Origin of the sequence: Pseudohongiella acticola (assembly GCF_001758195.1) — a bacterium.
GTDB classification, from domain to species: Bacteria; Pseudomonadota; Gammaproteobacteria; order Pseudomonadales; family Pseudohongiellaceae; genus Pseudohongiella; species Pseudohongiella acticola.
On record NZ_MASR01000002.1, the window covers coordinates 23,774 to 44,039 of the forward strand.

Sequence of the window (20,266 nt, forward strand, 5' to 3'; positions counted from 1 at the left end):
CTTAATGACACTCATGGCAGTGGTATAAATTCCTTGTCATCCCCCGGCACCCGGGGAAACTCGCCATTGTCCCAGCGTTTGCGCGCCGCATCCAGTGTGCTGCGCTCATAAGCGACAAAATTCCAGTGTATGTGTGGCACGCGGTGAAATTTTTCACCGCCCAGCAGCATCAGACGACTGTGTTCGAGGCTCTCGATTTCCAGATCATTGCCATCGAGCAACACAAAGTCACCGGCATTAAATACCGTATCACTGACCTTGATGCTGCCACTTTCAACAAAAAGCGCTGCCTCATGTTCGGGATTCGGATGTTCCAGCGTGGCGCCCGGCTGCGCCAGAATGTCCAGGTAAAACATGGGGGAGAAGGTTCTCACCGGCGAACTGCGATCATAGGCCTCACCCACAATCAGCCGCATCATCAAGCCGGGACGATTAATGGTAGGCAGCAGCGACTTGTTGATGTGCTGAAAATCAGGTTCAACGGTCTCGTGCTCCGGCGGCAGTGCCACCCACAATTGCAGACCATGCAACGGATGCTGTTGCGCCCGCACTTCATGGGTTTCCCGCTCAGAATGCACAATGCCTTTGCCGGCTATCATCCAGTTGACGTCACCGGGGAAAATCTCCTGCACCGAGCCCAGGCTGTCACGGTGCAGAATGCTGCCGTTAAACAGATAGGTGACCGTGGCCAGACCGATATGCGGGTGCGGTCGCACGTTGATGCCCTCACCGGCTGGGAAATCAGCCGGACCGATGTGATCAAAAAAGATAAACGGCCCGACCATTTTTTTATCCTGGTTGGGTAAAACCCGACTGACGGTGAATCCACCCAGGTCTTTGTCGTCTGCCTGCAGTATCGTTGCCATGGTTTACTCCGGCCTGAGTGAGTCAAAAGTAGGATGACGCCCTGTCACGTGTTATCTACGCAACACCTCGCTGAGCGGTTTTCGCGGTGAGGGTTTCTCCTTGGCAGCCAGTTCGTCAGGCAGGATCGTAGGCGCAGCCGCGACACCAATGGCCAGGCCGCAGATGACTTTATGATCGTCGTCCAGCTTGAGGTAAGCGGCGACTTCATCATGCTTGATGCCGCCCATTCCATGCGTATACAGGCCCATCTGCCGCGCCTGTAAGGTCATCGCCATCCACGCAGCGCCGGCATCGTATTCGGCATAGGCGTTGGCTTTGCCGTTATGGGAAAAGGTCTTTTTCACCACAACAAAACCCAGCAAGGACGCATTTTTGGCCCAGGCCTGGTTACCTTCAACCAGCAGGTTCAGGTAATCATCAAAGGTTTTGTCAGTGGAAACGTAAAACTCCCAGGGCTGGGCGTTGAAACAGGAGGGTGCCCAGCGGGCCGCCTCGAACAACAAGGCCACATCGGCTTCGGCGATGACCGATTTGGTAAATGCGCGAGGCGACCAGCGACTGATCTGCAATGGATCAACACCCTGCAGAGCGTCGCGGGCTGAAAAATCGGGATGAATTGAATCGGGGTACTTCATGGGCAACTCCCTTTTGACACGATGGCGCGTACATTAAGAGAGAAGTGTACCGTTGATGCGCTAACCGTGCCAGCGACAGCGTCCGGTCACCAGACCCCGCTTGGCCGTCAGAGAAAAAGGGCACCTTCCCGTGCCCCTCTCCCCCCACGGCCTGCAGAACGCCAGCACTACAATGTGAAATCCGTTTTCACACCATTAACATTGACAGAATATTCACCAGAAGACAGATCTTCAGTCGGTAATGTCGTGATTAGGTAATACTCGACGGCCAGTTCGATACACACATCCGAGGTCGGTTCAGACACCGGAATGGCGACCATGAATTGACCATCATGATAGGAGACCGCTGCCGGTTCGATACTGACACAGGCAGAACGAAAGCCCTCGGCCAGGACGTCAACACGATCAGCGTTTTTCAGAATCTCCACCGATTCAACTTGGGCCAGATTGCCCGGATCAGAAGCAGTAATGGCAAAATTGCCGTTAGCTCCCTGAGTCAACTCCACATTTCGAAAGTGACTGAAGTCGTCGCCATCCATGACCACGGCCTGCGGCAGGGTCAGCACATCATCGCGCAACACGACGGGCGACTGCTCCGCCCACACGGCGTGACTGCAACCCAGCAACATGGTAGCAGCGACATAGTTTTTCAGATAAGTCATCGTATCCTCCTTTGCATTAAAGCTCATTTATCCTACGACTTCTCTAACACGACTTTTCTAACACGACTTTTCTATCACGACTTTTCTATCAGAGCACAACTGTCCAAATGACACTCTTCGCTTTGTGCCCTACAACAGCGACTTTGATTTTCGCAAACGACCGGCATGCCTATCAACCATTGATCACGCTGCCACCGTTCAGGTGGAGCACTTGTCCAGTCATGTAGCTGGAATCATCGCAGGCCAGATACACATAAGCAGGCCCCAGGTCTGATGGCTGGCCCGGTCGACCCAGCGGCGTGTTGGCACCAAAGGTACTCACGGTATCCTCATCAAATGTTGACGGAATCAGTGGCGTCCAGACTGGGCCCGGCGCCACACCGTTGACACGAATACCGCGCTCGGCAAGGTTCAGAGACAGCGACCGGGTAAATGAAGTAACGGCGCCTTTTGTTGCCGAATAATCGATCAGGACCGGGTTGCCTTTGTAGGCAGTGATTGAAGTGGTATTGATGATCGATGCACCACTACGCATATGTGGGAGAACCGCCCTGGTCAACCGGAACATGGCGAGGATGTTGCTACTAAATGTTCTTTCCAGTTGGTCGTCGCTGATATCTTCCAGATTCTGTTGCGGATGCTGTTCGCCCGCATTGTTAACCAGAACATCGACCTGACCAAATTTTGCCAAGGTCTGTTTTATCACTTCTTTGCAATGTTTAGCATCGGCGACATCTCCGGCAAGCATTAAAGCCTCACGCCCGGACAGTTCGACTTCACGGCGGGTAAGTTCGGCGTCCTCATGTTCTTCCAGATACAACATCACTACGTCTGCGCCTTCTCTGGCGAAGTACACGGCAACGGCGCGGCCAATACCGCTATCAGCACCGGTGACAATGGCAACTTTGCCGGTCAACTTGCCTGCAGGTCTGTAAGCACTGGAGTAATAGTCGGGACGCGGTTGCATTTTTTCCTCGCGCCCGGGGCGTTGATTCTGGTGCTGCGGAGGAAGTGTTGATTTATCCATAAAAATCTCCTTGTAATATCCTTTCCATCTGTAAATTACGACCGGAATTGTGGGCAATAGTTTCGCATTCAGGCAAATCCGGTGAACGCCGTACGTCTCATCAAAGCGCCCTCTTTACTGAACTTTTCACACCCGCTACAGTCGTAAATAGTATGTATGAGTGGATTGGTAGCGCACTCATGTGATGCAACGGATGAATCAACGGAGGATACGATTATGCCGCGTGGAAGCAAAGACAAATACACCAAGAAGCAACAACGACAAGCGGATCACATAGAAGAAAATTACGAGGAGAAAGGTGTATCTCCGGAAGAGGCCGAAGCCAGGGCCTGGGCGACCGTCAACAAACAGAGCGGCGGCGGCGAACGCACGGGCGGCTCCGGGCAACACAAAAGCGCCCGGGACAAGGAGCGCGACCGCAGTGACTCCGCCAAACAGGCAAGCGCCACCCGTAAAGGCAAGACCAAACAGGGAAAGCTGGAAGCCAAAACCAGGGATGAACTAATGCAGGAAGCGCGCAAACGTGATATTCGAGGTCGCTCAACAATGCGTAAACAGGAGCTGGTGACTGCATTGAAAAAGAGTGCCTGACGCGGATTATCGCAGTCATACCGCAGCAAAAACGCCAGAAAATATCGTTACCAATTCCAGTCAGTATTAGGTACCCACGCGAAACACACAGTACAATGACAGCGAACAACCTGACTGCCTTGGCGAGGGTCGATTTATCAACTGGAAACCAGGATTCTACGCAATGGAAGACCAACCCACACTGGCCACCGAACGATTGCTGTTGCGACCGTTTCAGCCAACTGACGCCGAACGCGTGCAGTTACTGGCTGGCAACCCCAATGTTGCCAGAATGACCACCAATATCCCGCACCCGTATACCGACGGCGAGGCTGCCAACTGGATAACGGCACATACCGACGACTGGCAACGCGGCAGCGCTGCCATTTTTGCCGTGTGTCTGCGACGCGACGGCGAACTGGTTGGCGCGGTCGGCCTGATGAATATTCACCACCATGACGCGGAACTGGGCTACTGGATTGGCGAACCCTACTGGGGCCAGGGGTTTGCCAGCGAGGCTGTGGATGCAATCATCGGTTTTGGAATAACCTCATGCGAACTGACACGGCTTCATGCCCACCACTTGTCACGTAACCCCGCCTCTGGCAAGGTATTAACAAACGCGGGTCTGACGCGCATGGAAAAACGCCGCGTCACCGCTCGCGACGGCATTACCCAGGAAGACGCTGACTTTTATGAAATGCTGATAACGGATTGAGGACATCATTCGGAGGTCTAATCATGTTGAATCACAGAACCCTGCTCTATCGCCTGGTCACGGCTGCGGCACTGCCGATGGCACTGACCGCGTGTGCATCATCGGGCCCCAGTACGCAGGATGCCATTATGGCCGGCATGCTGGGTGAAGAAGAAAATTCGGTCTGTTTCACCCGCAACATTCGCAGCTGGCACGATTTTGATGACCGCTCAATTGTTATTGAAACGCTGCGTGACGAGTACTACAAACTGGAACTGGCCGGCGGCTGCAACACGCGCAATTCGTTTATGCAGATTGCCGTAGAATCACGCGGCGGTTCCTGTCTTGGACCGGGAGATCGCATCAGCTTTGATCGGGACCAGGGCCTGTCCTGTGCCATCACCCAGATCAATCGTTGGCATCTGGCTGACGAGGAAGAATTAAGCTTCTGATATCAGGATGGGAGCATCATCGCAGCGCCCCCGACAATCATCCAGATAGTGATTACGGTGGCGCTGTAGCCGAACAACGCCAGCAGTCCGTCTCGAGTCACCAATGCGACGCCAAACAGAACCAACACTGCGCCGGCCACCGAGGACGAGAACAGGATCAATTCCATCAGGGGCAACACACAGGCAATTGCCAGACAGATGACAGCAATGATGTAAATGCTCGGGCCGCGCACCAGCACCGTCATTCTGGGCATGGTGATGCGATCAACAAACGCTGCCGGACGTTGCAGCCAGCAAAGCGCTTTTTGTAATTTCTCGCATGGCACTTGTACGTTAAGCAGTCGGGCAGGCAACCAGAAATGTTTGCGCCCGTACAGCATTTGCGAGGTAACCAGCAGAACAACGCAGGCAACCATGCTAGGAAACGTGGGCACACCGCTTAGCGGCGATACCAGCAACATCCCCACCAGCATCAGTAGCGGGGCGAACGAGCGATCGCCAACCACATGGATGATGTCACCGACGCTGACATGCGTGAGATCGCTTTGGTCCTGGTCTTTAATTTGGTTCTGCTCCGGAGCACCCTGTGTACACAACTCAGACAGATGATCCAGCAATGCCTCCAGAGGAATTTCCGTTTCCGCTTTATGCGAAGACTTCGTTGTTTTTCCGTTCATAAAACCTCGTCCGGGAGTGTCAGCGTTGCCACCTTGCAACTTGAACCTTTCAGTACTAAGCTGGTCCTAGTTCTTACCACGTTCACAACCAGTCGCTGCTGAACAGTTCAAGGTAGATCGCACCCACGTTCAGTGTCGAAGGAGGGATCCGCCATCGACCGGAAGAGCAAACCAGAAGAGTCTTCAACGGCTGAGAAGCCAAAAGAGTCTTCAACAGCTGCAAAGCCAAAAGAGTCTTCAACGGCCGCAAAGCCCAAAAAGCCTTCAACAGCTGCAAAGCCGAAAAAGCCTTCAACGGCCGCAAAGCAAAGTCAAAAGCAAGGTCAAAAGCCAGCTAAGCAGGCAAAACCAACCAAGAGCGCACCCAAGCCTCTGGTTGTCATTACCGGTTCCAACGGCAATATTGGAACAGCTCTGCGGCAAAAACTCAAATCTGACTACCGTGTTGTCGGTCTTGATCGCGACGATAGCAAGCACACTGATATCGTTGCCGACCTGACATCACCTGATTCGCTCGCGCTCGCATTCCGCGAGCTGCGTGATCGCCACGGCCAGGACATTTCCGCCGTTGTGCACCTGGCCGCCTACTTCGACTTTACCGGTGAAAAATCACCCCTTTATGACAAAGTGAATGTTGAAGGCACAAAGAACCTGCTGACAGCACTGGCCGATTTTGAGGTCGCCCGATTCATCTACTCAGGGACCATGCTGGTGCATCAGGCTGTGTCGCCAGGCGAACGCGTCACCGAAAGTACGCCGATCGCTCCCAAATGGGCTTACCCGGAATCCAAGGCGGAAACCGAAGACGCCATTCGCGAGCATTGCCAGGACACGCCTTTCACACTGTTACACCTGGCGGGTCTTTACGATGATCACACTGCCGTACCAACGCTGGCGCACCAGATTGCCCGAATCTACGAACGCGATATGAAGGCGCATCTGCATTCGGGCGACCAGGATGCAGGACAGTCGTTTATCCATCTGGATGACATGCTGGAACTGATCAAACGCTGCATTGACTGTCGCAATGCCTTGCCTGCAGACAACGTCATTCTGGCTGGCGAGCCGGATGTGATGAGTTACCAGCAGTTGCAGGATGAACTTGGTCGCCTGATACATGGCGCGGACGTCTGGCGCACACTGTCGCTGCCACAGCCACTTGCCAAGGCCGGTGCCTGGCTGGAAGAAAAAGCCGAGCCGGTGGTACCGGACGCAATCGACCACGGCGAAAAACCCTTTATCCGTCCGTTTCTGATTGACCTGGCCTGTGATCACTATGCGCTGGATATCAGCCATGCCAAGTACCTGCTGGACTGGCAACCCAGACACAGCATACACAACAAGCTTGAGACGCTGGTCAGCAATCTGAAAAAAGATCCGGTCGCGTGGTATCAGAATAACGGTATCCGTGCGCCGGAGTGGCTGGTGGAAGCCGACGAAAAAACCGATAAACCCGAGGCCATGCGGCAACGTCATGAAACCTGGTACCGGGACGAACACGCACGTAATCTCTGGGGTGCCTTTTTTAACATTGCACTTGGCGCCTGGCTGATCGCTTCGGTGCCGCGGCTGGCATACGAATCACAGGCCATGGTTTACAGTGACATCATCTCTGGCATTGCCATCATGGTATTGGCGTCGCTGTCCCTGTCCTGGCGCTTGCCGTTGGCCCGCTGGGCTACCGCGGGCGTGGGTCTATGGGTGATGTCAGCGCCCCTGGTGTTCTGGGCACCCAGCACCAGCGCCTACCTGAACGGCTCCCTGATTGGTTTTCTGGTGGTAGCCCTGTCGGTGCTGTTGCGGCCCGCGCCGGGTATTTCGCCACTTGCGGTAATGAGTGGCCCCACGATTCCGCCGGGTTGGCAGTACTCGCCCTCCTCCTGGCTGCAGCGTTTGCCCATTATCATTCTGGCCTTTATCGGTTTCTTTATTTCCGCATATATGGCCGCTTATCAATTGGGGCATGTCGACACTATCTGGGAGCCATTCTTTGCCGGCGCCATTCCCGACGATGGCAAAAACGGCACCAGCGAGATCATTACCTCGTCAATTTCCGAAGCCTGGCCGGTGCCCGATGCCGGCGCCGGCGCGATGGTCTACCTGCTGGAGATCCTGGTGGGAGTTATTGGTTCGTCACAACGTTGGCGCACCATGCCCTGGCTGACACTGCTGTTTGGCATTCTGATTGTGCCTCTGGGTGCGGTTTCCATCACCTTCATCATCATCCAGCCCATCCTGCTCGACACCTGGTGCACCTTGTGTCTGATGGCGGCCGCGGCGATGTTACTGCAGATTCCGTTTTCAGTGGATGAACTGGTCGCCACCTGTCAGTTTCTGCGTCGCCGCAAACGCGCCGGGCATTCATTACTGCGCGCCTTTATTTTTGGCGATACTGATGAAGGTGGCAAAAGCATGACCAGTGTCAAAGCCCTGAATACAACGGATGATTTTGAGCGATCGCCTGTTGCCATTATCCAGGACATTTTCACCGGTGGCGTGCGTCTGTGCTACGGCCTGCTGGCTTGTATCGTATTAGGCTCGCTGTTGATGCTGAGCCGTTTGTTGCTGGGCGTGGAAGGCAGTATGGCCGATGCGCATCACCTGATCGGCGCGCTGGTGCTTACCATTTCGGTCACCTCGCTGGCGGAAGTGGCCCGACCTCTGCGCTACCTGAATCTGTTCCTGGCGCTGGGGTTGATAATCTGTGCGCTGGTACTGGACAGCACCTTGCTGGTCACTGGCGTGACACTGCTGATCGCGGTCCTGATCATGGTCACCAGCATTCCGCGCGGCCCGGTTAATGGCAAGTACGGTAATTGGTCACGGTTGATTGTATGAGGCTGGCTGCATTAGGCTGGCTAACGGAGTGCACGCCGCCGAGCCATCATGAGTGGCCCGGCGTGCAATACGATCAGCCTGCAACCATCAGCTGCTGCTTGCGTTCCTTGATCTGGCTGCCGACCGCAACCAGATCTATGTCAGCAGAGCGCATCAAGGGAAACATTTCCTTTTCCTCCTCTTTGACATGATGATCGATGTACTCAGACAGGACTTTCACCCTGGCATCAAACAGCTCCTCGTCGCCCTTCATATCAAGGATTTCTCCGATAAGCACTTTGGCACTTGAGTGCTCTACCACAGCTTCGTTAACCAGAGGTTTTTCCTTCTTGATATTCTTGACAAAAACCGGATAAAGAATCTCTTCTTCTACCTGGGTATGCACCAGTAGCTCCATGCAGATTTCGTCCGCCAGTTTCTTTTTGCTGACAAATGCTTTATCACCCAGTTCTTCAAATTGCTTGAATGCAGCTTTCACCTTCTTGTGATCAGCCATCAGAATCTTGATTGCGTCGTCCTTTGCATTACTATTAGCCATCAGTACTACTCCTTGTTTAATCAAAAGGTCCAACATTAAAGTCAATCGTAGCTAGCGTCCGGAAAAACCCCATCCAGGGCGCCCCAGCCACTGCTTTCCACATACACAGCCAGAACCGTTTCGAACGACTGCGCGTGAACTCCACGGCGTAACATTGCCATATCTTCGTTGAGTGCATCTCTTATGCGTTTGTCGCGAATCAGAGACGACCAGTGACTGGTGATGGCGTTCACCGCCAATGCACGAACCAGGGTCAGGCTAACCTGACATTGTGCGATAACCTTTAGCGGGTACGCCTGTCTGTTGGCCAAAACCCGAGTCAGGAACGTTGTCAAACGTTGAATATTAACGGGCAGACATACGCGCGCCGAGCGTTCGCTGAATGCTTGAATCACCGGATAGGCAAGGTATTTTTGGGCGGCACCCGCCACCGCCATGTCGAGCGAAGCAAGATGTCCCGAAATAAATTCCACGCTTTCCTTATCGCACTGCGCCGATTGTTGGACGGTGAAGCGGATCTGCTCCATGGCATCAATCATCAACGCAAGCCGACGATTCTCCACCACTGCCGTCAGCACCTGAATACTATAGGTTATCGCCAGTGTGAGCAGAAAAAGACCGTTGAAGCCAGCAATCGCAGAGGCAAACTGCCCCCGGGTGTCCAGTGCCTTAAAATCGCCGTAGCCAACCGTGGTGATGGTATAACCTGTGTAATAAATGCGTTCTGCCAGCGTCGAGGGCAGGCCCGATTGTGCATTAACCAGTGTAATCCCCTGCCAGGAAAATACCAGCACCCAGCCTACCCAGATGCAGACAACCCAGAACAGAATCATGACCACCAGTACGGCTGGCCCACTCATGATACGCCGGCGCGCACCACTGGACCGGCCCTGCGGTCGAAACCAACGCCACATGAAGTGACTCACCGGATTGGACACCGGCCCCGCACCTTCCATGGTCAGGGTCGTTACAATCAGGTCCACCATGGCGACCAGAATAATTAACAGGCCGATGATCAACAGCACAACTGACATATTAGGGCTCCTGATATCCTAAAGGCACGAATTCCAGTTCACCCGTAGCCGGGTTGGCGGGAAAATAAAAACCCACGCGTCGCGTCGATTCGGCGGCCAGATAGTCAACCTGAGACGTGGCGCTTAGCGTGTCTTCATTGGCTCGGACCAGACGGCTCTCCAGTTGCAACGCTGATGCAGTCTGGTCTCCCCGGTTACTGACGTCCACGAGCACCAGATAGCGCTGCATCACAGGTTCGACCGACACCACGTCAAATTCAATATCAGGCGGCTGTTCACCTGCAGTCGCAGCCAGCCATGCCAGGTAAACGATGGTAAAACAGATCAGAACAAAGCCCGCCAGCCCTACGAACCATTCCCACAATGGCGTTGTTGATCTTCGATGCCCGATCAAATTAGCCTCCCTGGTTTCAATCGTTCTGGCGTTTGATGATTGTCGCCCGACATCTAAATAATAAATCGGGCCGCAGCCGCCCCAATGCCGGCCGGAAACAATAATACAACCACATTGGCCAGAATCTGCGCACTGGCCAGCCCATCAAAGTGATCGAATACCCACAACATCAATGCACTGGCTGCCAATGCCACAACAAATGCAATACAGGTGTAACGCAGGTAGTCGATATGAGTTTGTTGCTTGCCACCCTGGCTGCTCTTGCTTTCCTTAGCTTCCGTATTGTCCTGCTCGCTCTGGTAACTGTCGGGCTCGCGCGACTCCGCAACACTGCTCGCCACCGTAAAAATATACATGACGAGCAGAGTCGTTGAAAACAGCGCCAGCTGATGCCAGGGCGTCATACGGTTGGCAATGAGATGTATCTCTTCCGTGGGCGCCACGTTGAGCGCAAGAAACAGGGCACCAATGGCCAGCACCACAAGCCGGTCAATTGCACTTTTTCCCGCGGTCCTGTCGTGCTCCCCGCGACCCAGTTCACTGCGTGCCAGCAGGGCCCCCAGACTGGCCGGAACGGTCTGCAGCATCACCGCTGTAAAGTTGATACCGGCAGGATAATCACTGGCGGCGACACTGAACAGGTAAAGAACGATACCCGACACCACAAAGCCAAAACCATAGGCCACAAAAACATCAATGATGTTATCGGTCAGGTTCCGACTCGCGGTAAAACCGATCAGACTGGAGACACCCACCAGCAACGGTAAACTGACCACAATGAGCACGATCAGCCTGACCGGATCAATATAAAAACCCAGCCACCACATCTCCATTGTCATCATCAGCGGCAAGCCAAAAACAACGGCACCCCCGATCGCCCTCCCCACGCCCATCCAGCCTGGCTGGGGCGCTTCAGTTTCCGGGGAATCACGGGTCGGGGACATCGTTTCGTTGCAGCCTGAAAGACTCTTAACCAAAAAAACGCTTAATGCGCGCTGCTGGCGTCCTGCCGTGCTTTCAGCTCATTGGCCATATGCAGGTGTTCATGCAGCTTGGGCAATTTCTGACGAGCAAATGCGCTGATTTCAGGAATCTCAGAGTGACTCGCTCGTTCAAACAGATTCGTGGTTTGTTCGTGCGCGTTAATCTGATTCTTGATATAGGCCTCGTCAAAGGATTCGCCACTACGGACACTGAGTATCATTGCTTTGGCTTGATCCATCAGGGTGGCGTCGTCTGCGATTTCCAGATTCGCGCGGCGGGCAATGGCTTTCAGCTCATCATTCGCTTCCGTGTGATCGGCAATCATCATGCGGGCAAAGGCAACCACGGAAGGACCTCCTTCTTCCAACGCCATTCGTGCCGTTTCAATCTCTGCAATACCTTTCGCAGAGGCTTTTTCTACAAAGTCTTTAGCATCAATAGTATCTTTACTCATATCATCATCTTCCATGTTAAAAATATTAGTACATTGATATCCGTATTCCATAACCTTTGAAATACGTTGTCTTGCAGGAGCACTATGCTCCTGACAGTTTGGACCTGTCAACCCTGAAGAAGTTCATACGGAACACTAGAGCCTGTCGCAATCGTTCTGAAACGAGTGACGACTTTAACCTGGGTTAATCAGCAAACCTTTATTGCTTCTGGAAATCTTGTCATATTATTATCTGGCTGGTCATGCATTTTACGATGTGGAATTTTCGGCAATATTTGTAGTCTCAATGTTTGCGCTAATTGTTGCGAAACTATCCAGATAAATTCAGACTATTTTTTTCATACTGATAAAGATAGAACGCAAAGAAGGAGATCCAACGAGACAGAATCATTACGAATTGCAGCTAAAGCTGAAAAAGGAGGTAGTATGAAGGACGATACCACTAACACCACTCGCGGCACCGGCGGTGAGCTTCATCAACAGGCGGGTGATGGTGCCCCTACCCTGACAACTCAGCAGGGCGGTCCCGTGGCGGACGACCAGAACTCTCTTAAGGCGGGCATGCGAGGCCCCACCTTGCTGGAAGATCATATTCTGCGCGACAAAATTTTCCATTTCGATCATGAACGCATCCCTGAACGCGTGGTTCACGCGCGCGGTTTCGGCGTTCACGGTTTCTTCGAAACCTATGATTCGTTATCAGACATTACCTGTGCAGACTTATTCCAGCGGCCAGGAGAAAAAACGTCAGCGTTTGTTCGCTTTTCCACAGTTGCTGGGAGCAAGGGCTCACCAGATCTGGCACGAGATGTCAGGGGGTTTGCGGTCAAGCTGTACACCAAAGAAGGCAACTGGGACATTGTTGGTAACAACATTCCGGTGTTTTTTATCCAGGACGCGATGAAATTTCCGGACCTGGTTCATGCCGCCAAAGAAGAACCAGACAGCGGTTTTCCACAGGCCCAGACGGCTCATGACAACTTCTGGGATTTTATTTCCTTGACCCCGGAAAGTATGAACATGGTGATGTGGATCATGTCAGATCGTGCCATACCACGCTCTTTCCGTTTTATGGAAGGCTTTGGTGTGCATAGCTTCCGGATGATCAATGAGGAAGGCAAAGCGGTCTTTGTAAAATTCCACTGGAAACCCAAACTGGGGTTGCAGTCTGTACTTTGGGACGAGGCGCTGAAGATTAATGGCGCCGATCCGGACTTCCACCGGCGCGATCTGTGGGATGCCATCAATAGAGGTGACTATCCCGAGTGGGAGCTGGGGCTGCAGGTGTTCGATGAAGAATTCGCCGAACAATTTGAATTTGATGTGCTCGACGCAACCAAAATAATTCCCGAGGAACAGGTACCCATTCAGCCTGTGGGCAGACTGGTACTCGAGCGAGTGGTCGATAACTTTTTTGCCGAAACTGAACAGGTTGCCTTCTGCACGCAGAATATTGTTCGTGGTATAGATCATTCGGAAGATCCGTTGCTGCAGGGACGCAACTTTTCCTACCTGGACACGCAAGTAAAACGCCTGGGCGGACCCAACTTCACGCACATCCCAGTGAATGCGCCCAAGTGCCCGGTGAATCATTTTCAGCAGGATGGGCACATGGCCATGCACAATCCCAAAGGGCGCGCCAACTACGAACCCAATAGCTGGGGTGAACAGGGCGGGCCGCGAGAATGTCCGATGAAAGGCTTCACCAGTTACCGTCAGCCAGCAATTGGAGACAGACAGCGTGTACGTTCAGAAACCTTTGCTGATCACTACAGCCAGGCACGCCAGTTCTACATCAGCCAGACCCCCACGGAGCAAAACCACATGGCGAAAGCGCTGGGTTTTGAGCTAAGTAAGGTCAAAACCGAACGCATCCGTGAACGTGTCGTCTCGCATCTATTGAACATTGACAACGAGTTGGCAAAAAACGTGGCTGCCATGCTTGCCATTGACCCATTGCCAGACCCGGCCGAGGCTGCCATGCCGACGCGGCAGGACCTGCCCTCTTCCGACAAACTCAGCATCATCAAAAATGGCCCCGGTAGTTTCAAAGGTCGCAAACTTGGCGTGTTAATGAGCGCGGGTGCAAACGCCAAACTGTTTGCTGCGTTACAAACAGCCTGCAAGGAAGAAGGCGCCATGCTGGAAGTCATAGCACCCATGACCGGCGCATTAAAGCTCAGCGATGGCAATAGCGTCAAGGTAGATGAGAAAGTTGATGGCGGCCCATCAGTGCTATACGATGCAGTTGTATTGCTTCCGGGAGACGAAGGTTCGGAAGAATTGAGCAGAATCCCGGCAGCGCAGAACTATGTCAAAGATGCATTTGACCACCAGAAATTTATTGCTTACGTAGACGCCGCAGCAGGGCTGATGGACAGGGCCGGTATCGGCAAGGCGCTCGATGAGGGTTGCCTGAAGTTGGATACCCAGACCTCAGCCGATGATTTTATCACTGCTTGCCGGCAAATACGGTACTGGCAACGACAGTAGTCTGGACTCCGGGGGCGGGCCAGGAAAACCCTCCCCCGGGTAATACCTAGAGCGAAACCCTGACTGAAGGATTCAGAAATGGCGCCTCGCGACACCGCTAGTCAGAATCAGGCACAAGCCCATACTCAGGCCAAGAAACCCGACCATCACCGTCATCATGATCGTCGCTGGTGGTCTCGCCGTGTGCTGTTGATCGTGGCGACCCTGGTTGTGCTGCTGGTGGTCATTCGCCTCGCCCTGCCCTCGATAATCAAATCCTATCTGAACCGCAATCTCGCTGAAATTGGTGACTATCGCGGTCACATTGAAAATGTTGACCTGGCCATCTGGCGCGGCGCCTATGTGATCAGGGAGCTGGACGTGGTCAAACTGGAAGACAATGTACCGGTGCCTTTTTTTCGGGTGACGGCGATTGATCTTTCTGTGGACTGGTCGGCTTTGTTGAGAGGCGCTGTTGTCGCAGAAATCGATTTTTTGCAGCCTGAACTCCATTTTGTGGATGCCAACGATAACGCTGAACAGGCCGGTGCCGGCACCGATTGGCAACTGACGTTACAACAGCTGGTTCCCATTACCATCAACCGGCTCAGTATCCAGCAGGGACAACTGCACTTTCACAATTTCCAGTCCGAGCCTCCGGTGCACATTGTGGTGACCGATCTTGGTGGGCAGTTCACCAATCTCAGTAATGCCGACCGTAGCGAAGCCGCCGTAAATTCGGAGTTTTCGTTTAACGCGCAGGTACTGGGCGCCGCGCGTGCATCGGTTGAAGGATACCTGGACCCGCTTGGCGATTTCCGAGATTTTGATATTGACCTGCGTGTTCTGGGTATTGACCTGACCCGGATAAATGACTTCGCCGAAGCCTACGGCAATTTTGATATAGAAACAGGCGAAGGCGATTTTGTTATGGAGCTACAGGCGGAAAATGGTCAGCTGGAGGGCTATGCCCGACCGGTACTGGACAATGTCGCCATTCTGGACCTGAGTGAGGACGGAGAAGAGGGTGTGCTCAGCGCTGCCTGGGAAGCAATCGTCGCTGCGCTTGGGCAAATCTTCCGCAACCAGCCAGAAGACCGGATTGCCACCGAAATAGAAATTAGTGGCAACCTGGATAATCAAGACGTCAGTGCGTGGCAGGCCTTTGTGTCAATCTTGCGTAACGCGTTTATTGAAGCCTATGATGCACAGTTTCGCCCCAATCAGCCCTGAGGTTTTTTTATTCGCTGCCATCAAAGACCGAGTCGCTTCAACAACCTGCTAAGGTTGCCCCGGTCCAGGCCCAGGGCTCTGGCCGCTTGTGACTGATTGCCGTCGCACTGACGCAACGCATTAGTGACCATGTCCTTCTGAAACATTTCAGTGGCCTGCCGCAACGTTAACCCGGGCTTCGTATCAGGCGGCACACTCGGCGGCAAGGTAATTGTTGCCTGGGAGACGCTGTCAGGCAGATCCAATACATCACAGGTAATCGTCAGCAACCGGCGCGTATCCGATATTCCTGTTTCTGAAGCGCGGGCACGCAGTGCCGCCCGGCTGATCAGATGCTCCAATTCACGCACATTGCCGGGCCAGTCGTACGCCAATAACGCGTCACGCGCTGCGCTTTGTAATCGAATGCCTCTTAACCCGAGACGACGCCGGTTCATTTCAAGAAAGTGCCCCGCCAACGTCAATACGTCACGCTGCCGGCTGCGCAGAGGCGGAACTTCTATCGGATAGACGCTGAGACGATGATAGAGGTCGGCACGAAAATGACCAGCAGCCACCTCTCTGGCAAGATCACGATTGGTTGCAGCGATAATGCGCACGTCTACTTTATGTTGAACGTCACTGCCGACACGCTGAACATCACCATTTTGCAACGCCCGCAACAATTTAGGTTGCGTTGCCAGTGGCAGTTCACCAACTTCATCCAGGAACAGAGTGCCTCCGTGCGCCAGTTCAAACTTTCCGGCTCTTGCCTGTGACGCGCCAGAAAATGCGCCTTGGGTATGTCCAAATAACTCGCTTTCGACCAGGTTATCCGGCAACGCAGCGCAGTTGACATAGACCAGCGGTGACTGCGCACGTGATGAACCGGCGTGAATATGTCTGGCCACCAGTTCTTTACCAACACCCGTCTCTCCCGTGATAAGCACTGCCAGATCGGTCAATGCCACCACATCGATCTCGTGTCGCAATATCTGCATCACCTTGCTATGGCCCGTCAGTTCCAGCTGCACCTGCTCCGCCACTACAGCCTGCGTCACCAGATGTTCGCGCTCCACTCGCGCACGCAGACCACCGATCAGATTGACGATTTTAATTGTCGCTTCTGCCAGTCGCAAAAACGTGCGCAGATCATATGGATCTATTTCATCAAAAGCGCCAGGTCGCATGGCATCCAGTGTCAATAATCCCCACGGCATATCATCAATATACAAGGATGCCCCCAGGCAGTCGTGTACATGCAGGCTGTCACTGTCCACAAGTCCATCGTAGGGGTCGGGCAATTGCGAATCCGCCATAAAGCGTACAGGCTCACGACTCAACAGAATTTTCGCCAGACGCGGGTGATCATCCACCATAAAACTCCGACCCATTGTGTCGTCACTTAACCCCTGAATCGCCAACGGTTGCAGCGTGCCTCCATGTAGCTGCAGCAATGCTGCTGCATCACAGGGAAAAACCCGGGATAAAGCCTGCAGCAGGCGTGTATACCGCTCACCAGGCGTCAGCTCACGTGACAGATCTGCCAGAATTTCCAGTACTGCGTCCGGCATGTGTCTCGTTGTCATAAATACACCATATTTGTCTTTATGACATCATACTGAGATTTGTCATATTAACAACACTTAATATTAACCCCTTATTAATCATATATTTAAATAATGGCATAAATACTGCTATTAACACTGCTATTGGAAATCAGTAACAGGCACTGCTAACTGAAACTGCAGACCAACGCTCAACCATCAACAACCTGAGGGGAACCACAATGCTGTCACAACAATCCAAGGACACCATCGCTGCCACGTTGCCCGCCGTCGGCGCTCACGTAAACCAGATTACAGAAGTTTTTTACCCGCTGCTGTTCCAACGTTATCCCGAGGTCAAAGCCTATTTTAATGAAGCCCATCAGGTACAGGGTACTCAACCTCAGGCGCTGGCCAACGCCGTGGTAGCTTATGCCAGCAACCTGGAACGGCTGGAAAAACTTGGTGACGCTGTCAGCCTCATTGTGCAAAAACATGTATCGTTAAACATTCAACCAGAACATTACCCGTTGGTGGGTGAATGCCTGCTGGCGGCCATCAAAGAAGTGCTGGGCGACGCCGCATCCGAAGAGGTTCTGGCTGCCTGGGCGGAAGCCTACACCCAACTGGCCGACATTTTGACAGGCGCTGAAGAACAGGTTTATCACAGCATTGAACAACAGCCTGGCGGCTGGCGCGGCGAACGTGAATTTGTGCTCAAACACAAGGTCCGGGAAAGCGCGATCATTACCTCTTTTTATTTTGAACCCGCCGATGGTGCAGCCCTGCTGGCATTCAAACCCGGCCAATACATTGGTCTGGTATTGAACATAAACGGGCAAGCAGTGCGCCGCAACTACTCACTTTCTGACAGCCCAGACAACCCGCATTACCGCATCAGTGTTAAACGCGAAAACAATGGCCTGGCGTCGGCATATCTTCACGATGAACTGACAGTGGGTGATCGCGTTCGGATGACACCACCGTGTGGCGACTTTGTGCTGAACGATGCCGACCGCCCTCTGGTGCTGCTGTCCGGCGGTGTTGGCATCACGCCAACCATTGCGATGCTGAAACCGGCCCTGGAAAGTGGCAGAGACGTGCATTTTCTGCATGGCGCACTGAACAGCGAAAGCCATGCCTTCCGCGAACTGATCGAGGAGATGGCCACGACTTACAAAAACCTGCATAACTATTACTGTTACAGCCATCCATTACCGCAGGATACAGCGCAAAACAGTGGTTTTCTCGATCGGGAACGCCTTTCGGCACTGCTGCCTGAGCACAGAGATGTTGATGTCTATTTCCTGGGGCCGAAACCATTCATGCAAGCCTGTTACAAATCGCTTAAAGAGCTTAAAATTCCGGCGGAGCGAATTCGCTATGAATTCTTCGGACCATTGGAAGCATTGAATTAAGCGCCTATGAGTGTTCGGAAAGAAATAAAAGCGCTGGCCGGCATTGAAAACAATACCACAAGTCATACCGAGAAAATGATCTGTGCCGCTGGCGTTTTTGTGGGTGTCATGGTGGTGTACTGGATCAGCGCAGGTGTACTGTCAGAGCCTACCGGGCACACGCTGATGGTAGCCTCGCTGGGGGCCAGCGTGGTATTGCTGTTTGCAACACCACACGGCGCCCTGTCACAGCCTTGGCCGGTAATCTCCGGCAATGTAATTTCGGCCGCTATTGGCGTCGCCTGCTATAAACATATACCTGACCCCTACCTGGGTGCGGCTACCGCTGTCAGTCTGTCCGTGGCTGCCATGCATTATCTGCGCTGCCTGCATCCGCCCGGTGGTGCAACGGCATTAACTGCGGTGATCGGCGGCAACGAGATTCACGACGTCGGTTACCACTATGTGCTCAACCCCGTACTCATCAACGTCGTTGCCATTGTGTTGGTTGCCGTACTGTTTAATCTGGTGTTTAGCTGGCGTCGCTATCCAGCGCACCTGACGCGTCGACACAAAAAGACGGCGGAAACCGTGCCCGATAAAATCGAGTTTGAATTGACTCAGGAGGATTTTGCTGCCGCCATGCAGCAAATGGATTCCTATATAGATGTGACATCGGATGGTCTGACTGAACTTCTGGAGTTGGCCAAACAGCATGCGGAAACCCATAAAACCCAGCCGGCCAACATTGAAGCTGGCCTTTTCTATAGCAACGGCAGAATCGGTCGCTCATGGAGCGTCAGACAGGTGGTCGCGGTAAACAACATCGCAAACCCGGACAAAGCTACCGTCACTTATCAAACAGTAGCTGGCCACGGCGGACATGAATCAGCCACATGTCCGCGGGCAAAATTTCTGCAATGGGCCCGGTTTGAGGTGACGCAGGAAGGGGGACGCTGGGTTAAAGTTCAGGCGTCGTAATTGTGCTCAGTGCTGGCTGAGTGGCGGCGCGTTGACGCCAACAATCCCAGACGCAGAAACCACATCTCCAACGGCAGCGTAACCAGAGGCGGAATGGCAGCCAGAATGGCCAATACTGTCGCCCACCACGGCCAGCGCAAACGCCATGCTGCGAACACCGCAATCACCACGTAAAACATAAACGCCGCACCATGCAGACGGCCGAACAGCCAGACCCCCATGTCTGTGGTTTCAGTCACGTATTTTAGAAACATGCCGATCAGCAGCCCGGCCCAGGTGGCGGCTTCGATCAGGGAGGCAATGGCAAACAGTCGGCCGGTACCGGTGAGTCGGGTACCTGAGAGTCGAGTGACGGTCAAAACAGGTTTCTCCTGCGTTTTAGGGAATTGGCATTTCTTTTAAATATTAAAAACTTAAGTCTGTATAAAAACATTAAAACCCGGAGGAATAGCATTACGAAACTGTATATAAACAGTTATTTTAATTTTCCTCAGGAGAGCGGAAATGTACGCTAATACGGCCGTTACCGCTACTGCACATCCCGCTTTTTCAGGATCGGTGAATGTCATCACACATGACGACATTCCCGAAGACAGCAACGCTGTGGCCGCCGCCTTCACCACCTGGTGAGGAGAACAGATGGATTATTCCATGGCCGTGACAGGGTTGCAGACTTTTTAGCTCGACAAGATGCGCAGTTTTCTTTAATTGTGACGCCGATTATTGTACTGTTTATTTAAGTACATAATGTTGCCACTGCATTTTGATAACAGTTTTTGTCTAAGTATTTGATAGTAGGAGTTTCTATACCCGCTGGAGGCGAATTCA

Annotated in this window: 21 protein-coding genes; 9 read left to right on the plus strand and 12 right to left on the minus strand. The window is 53.1% G+C overall.

The window, feature by feature from the left end:
* Nucleotides 1-11: 11 nt before the first annotated feature.
* The 4 genes from PHACT_RS12310 to PHACT_RS12325 form a co-directional block, all read right to left on the minus strand.
* The gene (locus PHACT_RS12310; RefSeq protein ID WP_070118471.1) at nucleotides 12-866 is read right to left on the minus strand and encodes a pirin family protein; all 855 of its coding nucleotides are present in this window, start codon (nucleotides 864-866) and stop codon (nucleotides 12-14) included.
* A 51-nt stretch (nucleotides 867-917) separates the two neighbouring features.
* Nucleotides 918-1,502, minus strand: coding sequence for a nitroreductase family protein (locus PHACT_RS12315; protein ID WP_070118477.1), 585 nt, complete (start codon nucleotides 1,500-1,502; stop codon nucleotides 918-920).
* A 167-nt stretch (nucleotides 1,503-1,669) separates the two neighbouring features.
* The gene (locus PHACT_RS12320; protein WP_070118485.1) at nucleotides 1,670-2,164 is read right to left on the minus strand and encodes a hypothetical protein; all 495 of its coding nucleotides are present in this window, start codon (nucleotides 2,162-2,164) and stop codon (nucleotides 1,670-1,672) included.
* Between the two features lie 172 nt (nucleotides 2,165-2,336).
* The gene (locus tag PHACT_RS12325) at nucleotides 2,337-3,191 is read right to left on the minus strand and encodes an SDR family oxidoreductase (RefSeq protein ID WP_070118486.1); all 855 of its coding nucleotides are present in this window, start codon (nucleotides 3,189-3,191) and stop codon (nucleotides 2,337-2,339) included.
* Nucleotides 3,192-3,407: 216 nt separating this feature from the next.
* On the opposite strand from PHACT_RS12325, the gene PHACT_RS12330 reads away from it, so the two are divergent.
* From PHACT_RS12330 to PHACT_RS12340, 3 genes are all read left to right on the plus strand, one after another.
* On the plus strand, nucleotides 3,408-3,782 hold the full coding sequence (locus PHACT_RS12330; RefSeq protein WP_070118487.1) for a Rho termination factor N-terminal domain-containing protein: 375 nt from the start codon (nucleotides 3,408-3,410) through the stop codon (nucleotides 3,780-3,782).
* Between the two features lie 163 nt (nucleotides 3,783-3,945).
* Complete coding sequence (locus PHACT_RS12335) at nucleotides 3,946-4,479, plus strand: GNAT family N-acetyltransferase (protein ID WP_070118488.1); 534 nt, start codon at nucleotides 3,946-3,948, stop codon at nucleotides 4,477-4,479.
* 23 nt (nucleotides 4,480-4,502) lie between these two features.
* The gene (locus PHACT_RS12340; RefSeq protein WP_070118493.1) at nucleotides 4,503-4,910 is read left to right on the plus strand and encodes a DUF6491 family protein; all 408 of its coding nucleotides are present in this window, start codon (nucleotides 4,503-4,505) and stop codon (nucleotides 4,908-4,910) included.
* A 2-nt stretch (nucleotides 4,911-4,912) separates the two neighbouring features.
* Here the strand turns inward: PHACT_RS12340 and PHACT_RS12345 are convergent, their stop codons facing one another.
* Entirely contained in the window at nucleotides 4,913-5,587 is a 675-nt protein-coding gene (locus PHACT_RS12345; RefSeq protein ID WP_083264619.1) for an exopolysaccharide biosynthesis protein, read from the minus strand.
* Between the two features lie 132 nt (nucleotides 5,588-5,719).
* On the opposite strand from PHACT_RS12345, the gene PHACT_RS12350 reads away from it, so the two are divergent.
* Entirely contained in the window at nucleotides 5,720-8,425 is a 2,706-nt protein-coding gene (locus tag PHACT_RS12350) for a vitamin K epoxide reductase family protein (protein WP_317622284.1), read from the plus strand.
* A 73-nt stretch (nucleotides 8,426-8,498) separates the two neighbouring features.
* Here the strand turns inward: PHACT_RS12350 and PHACT_RS12355 are convergent, their stop codons facing one another.
* The 5 genes from PHACT_RS12355 to PHACT_RS12375 are packed head-to-tail and all read right to left on the minus strand — an operon-like array spanning nucleotide 8,499 to nucleotide 11,829.
* Nucleotides 8,499-8,963, minus strand: coding sequence for a hemerythrin domain-containing protein (locus tag PHACT_RS12355; RefSeq protein ID WP_070118495.1), 465 nt, complete (start codon nucleotides 8,961-8,963; stop codon nucleotides 8,499-8,501).
* Between the two features lie 41 nt (nucleotides 8,964-9,004).
* Nucleotides 9,005-9,997, minus strand: coding sequence for a potassium channel family protein (locus tag PHACT_RS12360; RefSeq protein ID WP_070118497.1), 993 nt, complete (start codon nucleotides 9,995-9,997; stop codon nucleotides 9,005-9,007).
* Nucleotide 9,998: 1 nt separating this feature from the next.
* The gene (locus tag PHACT_RS12365) at nucleotides 9,999-10,391 is read right to left on the minus strand and encodes a hypothetical protein (protein ID WP_139141573.1); all 393 of its coding nucleotides are present in this window, start codon (nucleotides 10,389-10,391) and stop codon (nucleotides 9,999-10,001) included.
* A gap of 53 nt (nucleotides 10,392-10,444) precedes the next feature.
* Complete coding sequence (locus PHACT_RS12370) at nucleotides 10,445-11,335, minus strand: TIGR02587 family membrane protein (RefSeq protein ID WP_070118501.1); 891 nt, start codon at nucleotides 11,333-11,335, stop codon at nucleotides 10,445-10,447.
* 41 nt (nucleotides 11,336-11,376) lie between these two features.
* A complete protein-coding gene (locus PHACT_RS12375; RefSeq protein WP_169819470.1) occupies nucleotides 11,377-11,829 on the minus strand; it encodes a DUF4142 domain-containing protein in 453 nt (150 codons plus the stop codon).
* A gap of 426 nt (nucleotides 11,830-12,255) precedes the next feature.
* On the opposite strand from PHACT_RS12375, the gene PHACT_RS12380 reads away from it, so the two are divergent.
* Both PHACT_RS12380 and PHACT_RS12385 read left to right on the plus strand, forming a co-directional pair.
* A complete protein-coding gene (locus PHACT_RS12380) occupies nucleotides 12,256-14,322 on the plus strand; it encodes a catalase (protein WP_070118504.1) in 2,067 nt (688 codons plus the stop codon).
* Nucleotides 14,323-14,400: 78 nt separating this feature from the next.
* On the plus strand, nucleotides 14,401-15,534 hold the full coding sequence (locus tag PHACT_RS12385) for a DUF748 domain-containing protein (protein WP_083264621.1): 1,134 nt from the start codon (nucleotides 14,401-14,403) through the stop codon (nucleotides 15,532-15,534).
* Between the two features lie 20 nt (nucleotides 15,535-15,554).
* On the opposite strand, the gene norR is transcribed toward PHACT_RS12385, so the two are convergent.
* A complete protein-coding gene (norR, locus tag PHACT_RS12390; RefSeq protein WP_070118506.1) occupies nucleotides 15,555-17,102 on the minus strand; it encodes a nitric oxide reductase transcriptional regulator NorR in 1,548 nt (515 codons plus the stop codon).
* Between the two features lie 200 nt (nucleotides 17,103-17,302).
* On the opposite strand from norR, the gene hmpA reads away from it, so the two are divergent.
* Nucleotides 17,303-18,478 carry an NO-inducible flavohemoprotein gene (gene hmpA, locus PHACT_RS12395; RefSeq protein ID WP_070118508.1) on the plus strand — a complete coding sequence of 392 codons (1,176 nt, stop codon included), beginning with the start codon at nucleotides 17,303-17,305 and terminating at the stop codon, nucleotides 18,476-18,478.
* Nucleotides 18,479-18,484: 6 nt separating this feature from the next.
* Nucleotides 18,485-19,438: an HPP family protein gene (locus PHACT_RS12400; protein WP_070118510.1), complete on the plus strand. Its 954-nt coding sequence runs from the start codon at nucleotides 18,485-18,487 to the stop codon at nucleotides 19,436-19,438.
* Here the strand turns inward: PHACT_RS12400 and PHACT_RS12405 are convergent.
* A complete protein-coding gene (locus PHACT_RS12405) occupies nucleotides 19,426-19,797 on the minus strand; it encodes a DUF3817 domain-containing protein (RefSeq protein ID WP_070118512.1) in 372 nt (123 codons plus the stop codon). The genes PHACT_RS12400 and PHACT_RS12405 overlap by 13 nt on opposite strands.
* 145 nt (nucleotides 19,798-19,942) lie before the next feature.
* Between PHACT_RS12405 and PHACT_RS16630 the strand changes: the two genes are divergently transcribed.
* Nucleotides 19,943-20,068, plus strand: coding sequence for a hypothetical protein (locus PHACT_RS16630; protein ID WP_281201746.1), 126 nt, complete (start codon nucleotides 19,943-19,945; stop codon nucleotides 20,066-20,068).
* Nucleotides 20,069-20,266 lie beyond the last annotated feature (198 nt).